Raw genomic sequence first — 13418 nt, 5'->3', positions numbered from 1 at the left:
CGTACCCGGACAGTCGATCAACTATGCGCCAGAAAGTGGTCGACGTGGGTCTCGTCGATCACGCGGACAAGGGTGGCGACGATCCAGTCGAGCATTCGAAGGTGGTCGGGCCCGTCGCCGCCGACGTCACCGAAGTCGGGCGCTCCTCCGGGTGTTGGTGTGTCAGACACTGCGGGTGTCGGATGCTGCGGGTGTCGGATGCTGCGGGTGTCAGGCGCTGAGTGTGTCGAACCGTGGCGGGAAGTGCTGCTCCCAGCGCGGGTCGAGGGTGGCCGGAAGTCGTGGATAGGCACGACCCGCGAGGCTGTCGTGGATACGGTGGAGCGTGTGCAACGGCGTCCGGAAGACATCCTCGGCGGTGAGGACGATGACGTGCCAGCCCATCTCGCGAAGCAGGTCGCGAGTGCTGAGGTCTTGTCGCCACTTGCGCCGGCGCCGGTAGTGCAGTTCACCGTCGTACTCGATCGCGATCTGCTGTGCGCGGTACAGCAGGTCGGGGGTCGCGACCCATTGGCCGTACTCATCGAGGATCTCGCGGCCTGGTTCGGGGCAGGGCAGGCCAGCGAGCACGACGAGCAGTCGTACGCGGGTTTCCATCGGCGAGTCGACCCGCGGGCGCACGAGAGCCGCCGACTTCCTGGCGAGCGGGACGCCACGGCGGCCGTTGGCAGCGGAGGCAGCCTCACGGAGGCGCTCGGCGGTCGTGAAGTGTCGCCGCACCATCGCGTCGCCGAGAACCGTCAGATCGACAAGGGAAAGCTTGCCCGCGAGGTCGAGGAAGGTCCGCTCCGGTGTCGTCACCGCGAACCCCGCAAACGACTGCGCGGTGACCGACAGGGACCGATGCGTGACGATGCCAGGGACTCGCCGCCGCTGCAGCTCCTGGGGGAGGGTCACATGGATCGCCGGCTCGTCCGGGACCGGTAGGTCACCTAGTTGTGCGGCGGTGTGGTGACTGAAGACAGCCGCGTCAGGGAGCAGGAGCCGCGCGGCACCAGCACGGAGCCGTACGGAGTCGGGGGTACCTGCGCCGACGTAGACGCCTCGAAACACGCGCCGGAACCGCTGACCGCGCACAACGTCCTCGGACAGTCCGAGCTGTCGTGCCTCCCGGAGCAGGAAGGGTTGGTCCGCCAGGTATGCGGGAACCGCCTGGTCCGGCCGGTGCGGTGGCGACACAGAGACGATCATGCCCCCGACCACCGACAAGCCCCGACCACTGGCTGCCCCCGAACACCGGCGAACCGTCCCGAGATCGTGGTTCATGATCAAGAGGCGGAAACCTGGCAATTTCGGGCTCATTTTCCCCGTTTCGTGCCTCTTGATCATGAACCGCGGCTGGCGTGGCCGACCCGCTCCGCCGGCCGCTCACGCCGGCCGCGGGCCCTGCCACGGCCGGCCGCGAATCGGCCACGCCGGCCGCGAACCGGCTACAACTCCGGCGTCTGGTAGAGCGTCCTGCCGGCGACCCGGATCTCGGCGTCGACGAGGTACTGGCGTACGGCGTCGGGCTGCACGCTCACCGCCAGTCCCGGCGCTGCCGGCACGACGATCTCGCCGTTCGCATCGGGGAGCAGGTGATCGGCCGTCAGAGCCATCGCCAACGCGGACGCCTCCACCGGGTACTCACACAACGACACGTCCCTCATCCCCGCGAAGGGTTGCAGCGAGGCCGACAGTGCCAGGTGCGAGGTGAAGGTGTGGTTGACGAACTGCACCCCGCGTTCGGCGGCGTACGCAGCCACCCGCGCGGCCGGTCCGATCCCGCCGATCCGGCCGGTGTCGACCTGGACGTACCCGATCCCCGCATGGTCGACCTGATGAATCGCCTGGTGTGGGTCATGGGCACCTTCGCCAGCGGCGAGCGGCACCCCTGGTGTCATCGCCGCCAGTTGGCGGTACGCACCGAACGCACCGGAGACGAACGGCTCCTCGAGCCAGCCGACCCGCGCGTCCGCGAGTGCGGGGAGTCGCAGCGCCGCCGCGTCGATGTCCTCGCCGAACACCGTGCCCGCGTCGACGAGCAGGCTCCGATCGGGTCCCAGGCCGTCTCGGGCAGCGTGGATGTGGGCGGCGTCGTCCTCGACGGTCCCGCGACCGAAGGCACCCCATCCGAACTTCGCGGCCCGGAATCCCTGCCCAGCAACGGAAAGTGCCTTCGCGTACGTCTCCTCGGGGGTGTCCCCGAACAACGCCGAGGCGTACGCACGTTTCGGCAACGCCCGCCCGGCACCAAGCAACTCGTACACCGGAGCGGCGAGCCGCCGACCGAGCAGGTCCCACATCGCGATCTCGATACCCGACAGCGTGTGGTCGGCCTGCAGCAGGTCGAGGCTGTTGGCCTTGACCAGCTGGGAGATACGAGAAATGTCGGCCACGTCGCGCAGCGGCTGCCCCAGCACCGAGGCAAGGACGGGTTGACAGGCGCTGTGCGACATCGGCGCGACCAGGCCCGCGATCGAGGCCAGCGGCGACGCCTCGCACTCGCCCCAACCGGTGTGGCCGCCGGCGCGCACGCGGACCAGCAGCATGTCCTGGCTACCGTCGCCGATCGCGCGGATCTCCGGCATGGCGAGATAGAAGAAGTCGACCGCCTCGATCGTCGGCGTAGCCACCGCTCAACGCCTCCTGATCTCGACGAGCTCCGAACCTTCCACCGGCAGGGCGAACTCGAGCCCGACCGCCATCAGGTCCTCGCCGGTTCGCACGTCGTGGCGGTCGGCGTCGTGCCAGTGCACGTCGTAGGCCTGTGCCGGGTCGAGCGCGTGCAACCGGACCGCCCGCGACGGTTCAAGCGACCCCGGCAACCGGAAGGCCAGGACCAGGTGGGCGGAGTCGTCGGGCACGGCGTACTGCACCGCCGCCCACCGCTCGCCCTCCCCGAACCGCCGCGGCGATGCGGTCAGCCGGTGCAGGTCGGCGGTGTGCACGTAAGGCCGGACGAGCTCCTGGTAGGTCCGCACCGACGCGCGGAGCCGTTCGCGCACCCAGTCCGGCAGGTCGACCAGGCCGATCGAGAGGCCGGTGCCACCGAGCATCGCTATCCGCCGGTAGTAGTCGAGCTGGTGCGGTGCGAGCGCCGGATCCCGCGGGTCGAACGTCTGGTGGCGGTGGTCGCCGTACCACTCGCAGAACCCCCAGTGCAGCAACTGGTTCGGGGCCACCATGTGCGAGGCGCCCCACAGCAGCTGTAGTCCGTGCTCGGGCCAGTCCGGATCGCTGAGGAAGGTCAGGTGCGTACGCCGGAGGATGCCGAGGTCGATCCGCAGCCCGCCGGAGGAACAGTTCTCCAGGACGAGATCGGAGTGGTCGGCGCGTACGACGTCGAGCAGGCGGTAGTAGCCGGTGTAGTGCGCGAAGAGCCCGTCGTGCGCGCCGTGGCCATGGTCGGTGCGGTTGCAGCCGAGGCCGGGGTCGAGGTTGAAGTCGAGCTTGATCCAGTCGGCGCCGTGCACGCGGACCAGCCGGTCGAGCGTCTCGCGCGCCCAGTCCCACGCGGCCGGATTGCCCAGGCAGGCGTAGCCGAGCGGTTCGCCGTCGCGGAGCGCGGGGAGGTCGGGCCGCCGCGTGGCGACGGCGGCCTTCGGCCCGAGTGCCTCGATCTCGCACCACAACCCGAAACTCATGCCGCGCGCGTGCACGTGGTCGGCGAGCGAGCGCAGGCCCGACGGGAAGCGCACGGTGTTGACCTGGTCCCAGTCGCCGCGGATGTCGGTCCACTGGGAGGTCGCCTCCGCCGGCCCGAACCACCCGGCGTCGAGCGTGCACACCTCGGCACCGAGCTCGGCGGCGGCGTCGGTGTTGGCGGTGAAGACGGCCTCGTCGATGCTGTGGTCTTCATACGTCCACCAGTGGTTCCACTCGACCGGCAGCCGGTCGGCGAGTGCGGAGCGCGGGATCCAGTGCGCCCGCGCGGCTCGGGCCAGCGCGATGGAGGCGGTGTCGAGATCGCCGCCGTAGCCCAGTGCGAGGACGACAGGGGGCGCGGTGACCGTCTGGCCCGCGTCCAGAGCCGTCGCGAACCCGGTGTCGTGCAACCCCCCGGTGAGGACGAAGCTCGCTGGGTCCTCTGCCTGCTCGAAGCGGACGACCCAGTTCCCGGACCACGCGACCCCGCCACACAGCACGGCACCGTCGGCCGCGCGGACCAGCCCGAACCACGGATGCTGGTCGGCCGACGAGCGCCCGCGCAGTGTGCCCAGCGTGCGGGAACCGGCGAGTTTCTCCCGTACGCCGTCGAACTCCAGTCCCCATCCGCTCGTGTGCGACAGAAGGTCGAGATCGCCGCCGGCCAGGGCGAGCCCCAGCGAGTCGATCCGTTCCACGGTGACGGGCTGCGCACCACGGTTGGTGACGCTCGTCCAGGTCTCCACGACGGGCAGGCCGGGGTAGCGCCGGACGTGCCAGTCGATCGCCAGGTCAGGGCTTTCGCCCGAGGCCCACCGGCAGGAGATCCGCTCGTCGACCGCCCCGCCAGCGCTGGGCGTCACCTCAGGTTCCCCGACCTCGAGGCCGGGCGCGTCTCCGGTGATCGTCACGCCGTCCACGATGACGGTGAAGACCGGCCCGCGGTTCTCGACCGTCCACGACTGCTGCCCGTCGAGCGCGAGTCGCTGCGTGAGCAGACCGTGTGTGGCCGTGGACAGTGCGTACGTCATCGACCGGGCCGGCCCGCGGCAACCTCCGGTCGTCATGGCGCTGGACATGGCGGCCTCCCTCCGGGCCCTGCATGGTAGTCCCCGGCGCCGGCCTCAGGCCGGGCTTGCCGGAACCGCGAACCGGTCACGTCGCGACCGACGTAGTCCACCCGAGGTTCACGTCGCTCGCTACCGGGGTTCTGCAGACCGCAGCCCCGACCGAAGGTTCTGGGGGTCCGATGTTCTCCATCAGGGCAGGGTTGTGGGGACTGGCGGTCGCCGGTCTCGTCGCCGCGACCGCGCCGGCAGCGACGGCCAGCTCGGCGGCGCTGTCGGAGGCCGCGGGCGCTCCGCGGGTCTGGGAGGTCGAGCCGTCGAGCGTCACGGAGGTCGGATACGTCCTGAAGAAGGGCCAGACGGTCACGGTCGAGACGACCGGACTGTCCTCGGGCGCCGACCCGGTGGTGCACCTGCTGGACCGTAACGGCCGGCAGGTGGCCATGGACGACGACAGTGGACCGGGACAGGCGGCTCGACTCACCTACACCGCCCCGCTGCGTGCGCCCTACTACGTCGTACTCCGGGCGGCCTCGAGCGCGACGGCAGGTAGCGGGACCCTCGTGACGACGAGAGGACAGTTCCGTTCGGAGCGGCCGGTCACGTTCAGTCGGTGGTCGCCGACCTATCTCGCCAGTCTTCGTGGTGGGGAGAAGATCACCAGCGTTCCGCTGCCGGGAGTGAGGTCCACCGCGCACCGGCTCTACCTGTTGGGTCGCGACGGACGCACCATCGAGCGGAGGGACGTCGGCGCTGCCGGCGCGGAGCTCGTCCTGGACGCACCGCTCGGCAGTCGCTCGGTCGTCCTCGCAGGCGCGAGCACGACCAGCACCACCACAGAGCGCGCTCGCCTGGTCCGCAACGATGCCGCGCTCTTCGCTGCCGACGCCGACGGCGACGGTCTCGGCCGCGAGTTGGAAGTCGCTCTCGGGACGTGCGCCACCCGAACCGACACCGTGCCTGGCGTCGACTGCGCGTCGATCGCGGATCTGCGCGACACCGACGGCGACGGCATCTCCGACGGCCTCGAGACGGTCGGCGGCACGGTGACCCGCGACGGCGTTTCCGAACGACTCCTCCTTCCGCGCTGGGGCGCCAACCCCCGGCACAAGGACCTCTTCGTCGAAGTCGACTTCATGCGGCGTACGAAGCAGGAGAACGACGACGAGACCGAGCTCAGGATGCTGGTGAGTGTCGCCCGGAAGTTCGCCGACCAGTACGGTGACGCGCTGACCACGAGCCCGTCCGCGCGCGCCGCGCACGCCGCCTCGCTGCGTAACCCCGACGGCAAGACAGGTATCGCCGTCCACCTCGACACCGGGCAGGAGCCTGAGACGGCCGACGACGCCACGATCTACGGCGACTGGGGTGGCTACTCCGCGGTCGACGCGATCCAGGTCGACGGGTCGTACGTCGGAGTCAAGGCATCGAACGCCTGGAAGACCGCGATGAAGCCGACGCGCCGGGGAATCTTCCGGTACGCCCTGGGCTACGGGACCGGCGGCGGCCAGACCGGCTTCGGCCTCACCGCGTCGTACAACTTCAACAGCTCCTTCGTGGCGCCGCACGAGACGGGCCACTCACTCGGGCTCGGCCACGGCGGCCTGCTCGGCGCCGAACCGGACGTCAACTGCAAGCCCAACTACCCGAGCCTGATGAACTACGCGTTCGACTCGGGCGAGGCCGGGTTCGCGGACGGCTCGACGACGGACGGACCCGCGCTCAACAACGCGGCGCTGAAGGAGTCCGGTGTCGCGAAGGGCGCCTCGGCGGGGTTCTTCGACCGGCTCGAGAGCGTCTACGGCTACGACGTCGACCGCGCGGGCGGCCACGTCGACTGGAACCGCGACGGCGAGTTCGCACCGGTGGGGACGACCGTGCGGGCGTACGCGAACCTCGCGCTCGGCGGTGGCGGTTGTGAGTTCACGCGCTGGAACAAGGTGCGGATTCCCTACACCTACACGTATCTGCCACCGGCGCTCGCCCGGCTCGACGGGAAGCTGCAGATGATCTACCCGTGGGGCGGCGACCTGAAGTACGCCGACTCCGACTCGACCTGGAACTGCCCGAAGCCCACTCCCGGCGACTGCGCCGGAGGCACCTGGTCGCGTGGCAAGTCGCTGGCGTTGCCGACCGATGCGGCGGCGGCCGACGCGGTCACGGTCCGGACCGCGGGCAAGGAGGAGATGCTCATCGTCGCCAACGGACTCGACGGCAGCCTGTGGCAGCGTTCGCTGATCGCGGAGAACGGCAGCATCAGGCGGACGCCGTGGCAGAAGCTCGCCGGCAGCGCGAGTCGTGGCGGTCCCTCGCTGGCGCTGGGATCCGGCGGGACGGTCTACCTTGCCTACACCGACCCGGGCGGCGAATACCGCGTTCAGCGGCGTACGCGTCATGGCGGGTGGAAGGTCCCGCAGCCGTTCGTCGCGGCGAACGGGGACACGCTGGCTCGGCCGGCCGACTCCCGGTTCTCACCCGCAGTCGTGGAGGCGACGCTGGCCGGCAAGCGCCGGATCTACGCACTGCTCGCGGACGAGTCCGACCGTCTCGACCTGTGGCGCCTCGACCCCCCTTCGGGCCGCTGGGAGAACACCGACCTGCTCGACACGCATCCGAGTGCGGTGAACTACCGTCCGGCGATGGCATGGGTTCCGCCAGGTCCGACGAGTGCGGTCGGCCGGCTCCACATCGCATACTCCTCGGGCAGCAGCGCGGTGGTGCGGACGATGATGTCGTACGTCGATGTCGAACGGCTGCCCAACCGGGTGGTGAAGACCCCGCGGGTCGGCATCGCGACGTACTTCGACAACGTGTGGCGGACGGCCAACGGCGTCGATCTCTTCTTCGAAGAAGGAGTGGATTCGAACCTGCGTGCCGTCCTCGCATTCGCCAACGAAAAGCAGCTCACCCAGCTCTGGTTCCACCCGAAGGCCGACGGCATCAACGACACCACCTACACCAACCACAACGACTGGGCAGTGCTCGGCCGCAACCTCTGCGGTGAGCTCGTGAACCCAGGCGGCCTTGTCGACAACCCGGTTCGGTGCGGTGGGTGAAACGTGCATGTTGCCGGCTACTGGACGGCCGCACGGACGAGCTCGAGCGGGTGCCAGGCCGCGCGGTCGGTGCCGTGCCTGATCTGTTGCCGGCACGACACGCCGGTTGCCGCGACAACGGTCTGGTCGGCCTCGGCCTCGATCGCGGGAAACAGCCGGTCGCTGCCCACCGTCATCGACAGGTCGTAGTGCTCGGACTCGAACCCGAAGGAGCCCGCCATCCCGCAGCAGCCGGCGTCCAGCTCGACCACCTCGACGCCGGGAACTCGCCGCAGCAGGGTGATCGTCGCCGTCGTACCCACCTCGGCCTTCTGGTGGCAGTGGCCGTGGTAGAGGATCCGCCGGCCGGCGAGCCACGAGTCGCCGAGCCGCAGTGCACCGGAGTCGATCGCTTCGACCAGCAGCTCCTCGACCTGGCGGACCCGGCCAGCGACGTCGGCCACGTGAGGGTCGTCGGGGAGGAGTTTGCGGTGTTCGTCGCGCAGCGTCAGAATGCAGGACGGTTCGCACCCGACAATCGGGGAGCCGGGTGCGCTGGTGGTCGCGAGCTGTTCCGCCAGGGCGGCGGCCTTCCGCTTCGCGTCGTCCAGCATGCCCTTGGAGTAGCTGGCCCGGCCGCAGCAGCCCTTGTCTTCCAGGCGGACGACGAAACCCGCGTGCTCGAGCAGCTCGACCGCGGCCCGTCCGATCGCCGGCTCGGTGTAGGTGGTGAACGAGTCGGCGAGCAGCGTCACCTCGCCCCGTCCGGCGTCAACCGGTCCTTGCCTGGCGTGCCCGCGGAACCAACGGACCAGGGATGGCCGGTCGTACGACGGAAGCGGGCGGCGCGCGGTGATACCGAGCGTGCGCTCCAGCAGGTGGCGCAACGGGCGGATCCGGCTCACCAGGTTGGACACCGGCGCTGTCGCGGAACCGAGCCGGTTGAGCGTGCGGATCGCACCGAAGATCCGCGAACGCAGGGGGGTGCCATGCAGGTCGTGGTGGTGGGCGACCGCCTCGGCCTTCAGCGCGGCCATGTCGACGCCGAGCGGGCATTCGCTCTTGCAGGCCTTGCACATGAGGCACAGGTCGAGGATCTCGTGTAGGCGTTCGTCGCCGAGCGCCTGCACGGGGTCGGGCTCGGAGAGGGCCGTGACGAGCGCGTTGGCCCGGCCGCGGGTCGCGTGCTCCTCCTCTCGGGTCGCGACGTAGGACGGGCACATCGTTCCGGCGTCGGTCTTGCGACACAGGCCGATGTTCATGCACCGGTCGGCCGCGTCCCGCATCCCGCCGCCCACCACGTCGAACGTCAAGCGGGTCTTGACGGTCGGTGCCGGCGGCAACGCGGCGTCGCGCAGGTGCTCGGTCATCGCCGGGGCGTCGACGATCTTGCCCGGGTTCATCCGGTTGTCCGGGTCGAAGAGCCCTTTGACCGTACGCATCGCGGCGTACAGCTCGTCGCCGTAGAGCTCGCGGTTGAACTCGCTGCGCGCGAGACCGTCGCCGTGCTCGCTGGAGTTGACGCCGCCGTACTCGCGGACGAGGTCCTTCACCTCCTCCGCGACCGCGCGCATCGCCTCGACCTGCTCGGGGAGGCGTACGTCGACGAACGGCCGGATGTGCAGGCACCCCACCGAGCAGTGCCCGTAGAAGCCGGCTGTCAAGCCGTGCTTGTCAAGGATGTCCGCGAACCGCCTCGTGTAGGCAGCGAGGTGTTCGGGCGCCACGGCCGTGTCCTCGACGAACGCCAGCGGACGTCGGGTTCCGCTGCCGGCGGCCATCAGCAGGCCGAGGCTGGACTTGCGGACCTTGAGCAGCGCGCCCTGCTGGGCAGGGGTTTCCGCACGCAGTGTGTGGTAGCCGTGGCCGTGCCTCGACCACCGCGCGGTGAGCCGGTCGAGCTGGCCGAGCAGCTCCTCCTCGTCATCACCCGTGAACGACACGAAGAGCAGCGCCGCCGGATCGCCGACCAGAATCGTGGCGAGATCGGCGTACTCGATCTGCGCCCGCGACAGGTCGAGGATCGTGCGGTCCATCAGCTCGACAGCCGACGGGTCACACGCCATCGCGTCCTCGGTCGCCTCGACGGCGGCGATGGTCGAGGCGAAGTGGCCGACGGCGATGACCGTGCGGCGTGGTTTCGGCACGAGGTCGACCAGCGCTTCGGTCGCGATGACGAGCGTGCCTTCCGACCCGACGACGAACTTCGCCAGATCGAACGCCGGCGGCGTCAAAGCGAGTCCGGCCGCCAGCCGGTCCAGCCGGTAACCGCCGGCGCGTCGCCAGTACGCCGGGAAGTCGCGCGCGATCGCGGACTCGTGCGCGGACAGCAGCGGTGGCAGCTCCCGACAGAGGCTGCCCTCGAGCGTGTCAAGACGTGCTTGACGGGCACGGTGCGGCTCGTCCATCGGCGCGAAGTGTGCCGTCGACGCGTCGGAGAGCACAACCGAGAGTTCGCGGACGTGGTCGATCGTCATGCCGTAGCGCACGGATCCGCTGCCGGCCGAGTTGTTGCCGATCATCCCGCCCAGCGTTGCGCGGTTGCTGGTCGACGTGTCGGGCCCGAACATCAGGCCATGCGCGGCGGCGGCCCGGTTCAGCTGGTCCTGCACGACGCCCGGCTGCACGCGGGCGACGCGGGCCTCGGCGTCCAGGCCGACGATGCGGGTCATGTGCCGCGACAGATCCAGCACCAGCCCCGGCCCCACCGTCTGCCCCGCCAGGCTCGTGCCGGCACCGCGCGGGAGCACCGGCACGTCGTAGGTCCGCGCGACCGCGACCGTAGCGGCCACGTCGCCCGCGTGCCGCGGGAAGGCGACGCACAGCGGGGTGATGGCGTACATGCTCGCGTCGCGGGAGTAGAGCGCCCTGGTGTAGTCGTCGTCGCGCACCTCGCCGTCCAGGTCGCGCCGGAGCCGCACGGCGAGCTCACGCGGCAGGTCCGCTGCCAGGTTTGGCGCCAGATTTCGGCCCGAGTCTCCGGCCGGGCCCCGGGCGGCAGCCGTCATGGCTGTTGCAGCCGGGTGAGGGCGGCGTTGATGCCGGACGGATCGATCGGTACGCCCGCCGCGACCAGCCCCATCTGCACGCCCGCAAGGGTTCCGGCGAGCATGAGGTCGTTGAAGTGGCCGAGGTGCCCGATCCGGAACACCTTGCCGGCCAGCCCTCCGAGGCCGGCGCCGAGCGACATGTCGTAGCGGTCGAGGATGACCGACCGGATCTTGTCGGCGTCGTGGTCCTGCGGCACGAGGACCGCGGTGAGTGCGCCGGAGTGCTCGCGTTCGTCCGCGCACAGCACTTCGAGACCCCAGGCCCGCACGGCCGCTCGCGTCGCCGAAGCGTGCCGCTGGTGTCGTGCGTACACCTCGGGAAGCCCTTCCTCGGCAAGCATCCGCAGCGCCTCGCGCAGCCCGTAGAGGAGATGGGTGGCGGGCGTGTAGGAGAAGAAGCCGCGCCGGTTGGCTTCGAGGATGGGCCGCCAGTTCCAGTACGACCTGGCCAACCCGGCGGAGGCCGAGGCCGCGAGTGCCTTCTCGCTCACCGCGTTGAAGCCAAGGCCTGGCGGCAGCATGAGGCCCTTCTGCGAACCGGCGATCGTGACGTCGACGCCCCACGCGTCGTGGTGGTACTCGATCGACCCGAGCGAGGAGATGGTGTCGACGAGCAGCAGGGCGGGATGCCGAGCCGCGTCGATCGCCTGCCGGATCTCTGCGACCCGGCTGGTCACACCCGTCGACGTCTCGTTGTGGACGACGAGGACGGCCTTGATCTCGTGGCCGGTGTCGGCTGACAGCTTCTCGGCCACGATCGCCGGGTCGACACCGTGCCGCCAGTCGCCGGGTACGAAGTCGACGGCCAGGCCGAGGTCGCGTGCCATGTCCTTCCACAGCGTCGCGAAGTGACCGGTCTCGAAACCCAGCACGGTGTCGCCCGGGCTCAGCGTGTTGACGAGTGCGGCTTCCCAGGCGCCGGTCCCGGAGGACGGGAAGATGACGACCGGCTGCGTCGTACCGAAGACCGGGCCGAGGCTGGACAGCACCTCCGTACCCAACGCGGCGAACTCCGGACCGCGGTGGTCGATGGTCGGGGCCGACATGGCCCGCAGCACCCGCTCCGGTGTGTTCGTGGGACCCGGGATCTGCAGGAAGTGGCGACCGGTCGGCATCGTGAGGATCCTCCCTTGACGGTCGATATGAGATAGAACATACTCCCCGGAACGGAAGTCGAATTTCGCATTCTGGACAAGCACGCTCGCCGCCGCGAGCTACCCCCGACTGCTCGCGACTGCCGATCCGAGAGGTTCACATGTCTGTCGAACTCATCTCGATCCTCATCCTCGCCGTCATCTTCGTGATCGCGACCGTACGGCCGATCAACCTCGGCGCCCTCGCCATCGTCGCCGCGTTCCTCCTCGGCATCGTCGTGCTCGAAGGCGCCGACCTCGAGGAGAAGACCGACGCGGTGTTCGCCGGCTTCCCCGGCGACCTGTTCGTGATCCTCGTCGGCGTCACGTTCCTCTTCGCCATCGCGAAGGGCAACGGCACCGTGGACTGGATGATCCAGGCGTCCATCCGCGCGGTCGGTGGCCGCGTGGGGTTGATCCCATGGGTGATGTTCGGGATCACGGCCTGCCTCACCGCGATCGGCGCCGTCGTACCGGCGTCCGTCGCGATCATCGCGCCCATCGGGATGGGGTTCGCCGTCCGCTACAGGATCAACCCGATCCTGATGGGCCTGCTCATCATCAACGGCGCGAGCGCGGGCGGGTTCTCACCCATCAGCATCTTCGGCGGCATCACGAACGGCGTTGTCGACAAGGCGGGTCTGCCGGGCAACCCCACGCTGCTCTTCCTCGCGTCGTTCTTCTTCAACCTCGCGATCAGCGTGTTCGTGTTCTTCTTCTGGGGCGGTCGTGAGCTGCTCGGCCGGCGCGTCGACCCCAGCGCCACCGAGGCTGACGCGCCCGCCGAGGCGGGTGCCGGTGGCCACTCGGCGCCAGCCGGCGAGCCGGGCACAACGGCGACCCTCACCTCAGGACGTACGCAGCAGACACACGAAGTGCCGGCGGACATCGGGCTCGACCGGGACCGCGCGCTCACGCTGGTCGGCCTCGCCATCCTCGCTATCGGCGCGTTGTTCTTCAGCCTCGACGTCGGCATGCTCGCCATCACCGTCGCCGCGATCCTCACGCTCCTCTCGCCCGACTCGGCCAGGAACGCCGTCAGCCAGGTCGCGTGGCCGACCGTCCTGTTGGTGTGCGGGATCGTGTTGTACGTCAGTCTTCTCGAGACGATCGGCACCATCACGTGGCTCGGCGAGGAGGTGGCGACGATCGGCGCTCCGTTGCTGGCCGCGCTGATCATCTGCCTCATCGGCGGTGCGGTGTCGGCCTTCGCGTCGACGACCGGCATCCTCGGTGCGCTGATCCCGCTCGCCGTGCCGTTCCTCACCGGCGACAGCTCCATCGGGGCGGTCGGCCTGATCACCGCGCTGGCAATCTCGTCGTCCGTCGTCGACTCGAGTCCGTTCTCGACCAGCGGCGCCCTGACGGTCGCGAACACGCCGGAGGAGCATCGGGACTACGTCTACAAGCGCCTGATGCGCTGGGGTTTCAGCATGGTGATCGTCGTCCCGCTCACGACGTGGCTCATCTTCGTCGTGCCCGGCTGGCTCTGATCGAATTCCAGGT

General features: G+C 69.8%; 8 protein-coding genes. 2 read left to right on the top strand and 6 right to left on the bottom strand.

What is annotated here, in order from left to right:
- Positions 1-17: 17 nt before the first annotated feature.
- The 4 genes from ABNF93_RS23145 to ABNF93_RS23130 form a co-directional block, all read right to left on the bottom strand.
- A complete protein-coding gene (locus tag ABNF93_RS23145; RefSeq protein ID WP_349330244.1) occupies positions 18-170 on the bottom strand; it encodes a hypothetical protein in 153 nt (50 codons plus the stop codon).
- Between the two features lie 40 nt (positions 171-210).
- On the bottom strand, positions 211-1179 hold the full coding sequence (locus ABNF93_RS23140; protein WP_349330243.1) for a hypothetical protein: 969 nt from the start codon (positions 1177-1179) through the stop codon (positions 211-213).
- A 251-nt stretch (positions 1180-1430) separates the two neighbouring features.
- On the bottom strand, positions 1431-2615 hold the full coding sequence (locus tag ABNF93_RS23135; RefSeq protein WP_349330242.1) for a mandelate racemase/muconate lactonizing enzyme family protein: 1185 nt from the start codon (positions 2613-2615) through the stop codon (positions 1431-1433).
- A 3-nt stretch (positions 2616-2618) separates the two neighbouring features.
- Positions 2619-4706 carry an alpha-galactosidase gene (locus ABNF93_RS23130; RefSeq protein ID WP_349330241.1) on the bottom strand — a complete coding sequence of 696 codons (2088 nt, stop codon included), beginning with the start codon at positions 4704-4706 and terminating at the stop codon, positions 2619-2621.
- A gap of 170 nt (positions 4707-4876) precedes the next feature.
- Here ABNF93_RS23130 and ABNF93_RS23125 point away from each other — a divergent pair, with 170 nt between their 5' ends.
- On the top strand, positions 4877-7750 hold the full coding sequence (locus ABNF93_RS23125) for a hypothetical protein (protein WP_349330240.1): 2874 nt from the start codon (positions 4877-4879) through the stop codon (positions 7748-7750).
- 17 nt (positions 7751-7767) lie between these two features.
- Here the strand turns inward: ABNF93_RS23125 and ABNF93_RS23120 are convergent, their stop codons facing one another.
- Together ABNF93_RS23120 and ABNF93_RS23115 are read right to left on the bottom strand one after the other, a co-directional pair.
- Entirely contained in the window at positions 7768-10737 is a 2970-nt protein-coding gene (locus tag ABNF93_RS23120) for an FAD-binding and (Fe-S)-binding domain-containing protein (RefSeq protein WP_349330239.1), read from the bottom strand.
- Complete coding sequence (locus ABNF93_RS23115) at positions 10734-11894, bottom strand: pyridoxal-phosphate-dependent aminotransferase family protein (RefSeq protein WP_349330238.1); 1161 nt, start codon at positions 11892-11894, stop codon at positions 10734-10736. Before ABNF93_RS23115 ends, ABNF93_RS23120 begins: the two co-directional genes overlap by 4 nt.
- Positions 11895-12034: 140 nt before the next feature.
- On the opposite strand from ABNF93_RS23115, the gene ABNF93_RS23110 reads away from it, so the two are divergent.
- Positions 12035-13405, top strand: a complete 1371-nt coding sequence (locus ABNF93_RS23110) for an SLC13 family permease (protein WP_349330237.1) — start codon at positions 12035-12037, stop codon at positions 13403-13405.
- The last annotated feature ends 13 nt before the right edge of the window (positions 13406-13418 follow it).

Source organism: Actinopolymorpha sp. B9G3, from assembly GCF_040120725.1.
Lineage (GTDB): Bacteria > Actinomycetota > Actinomycetes > Propionibacteriales > Actinopolymorphaceae > Thermasporomyces.
This window is presented reverse-complemented; position numbering and strand designations above follow the sequence as displayed.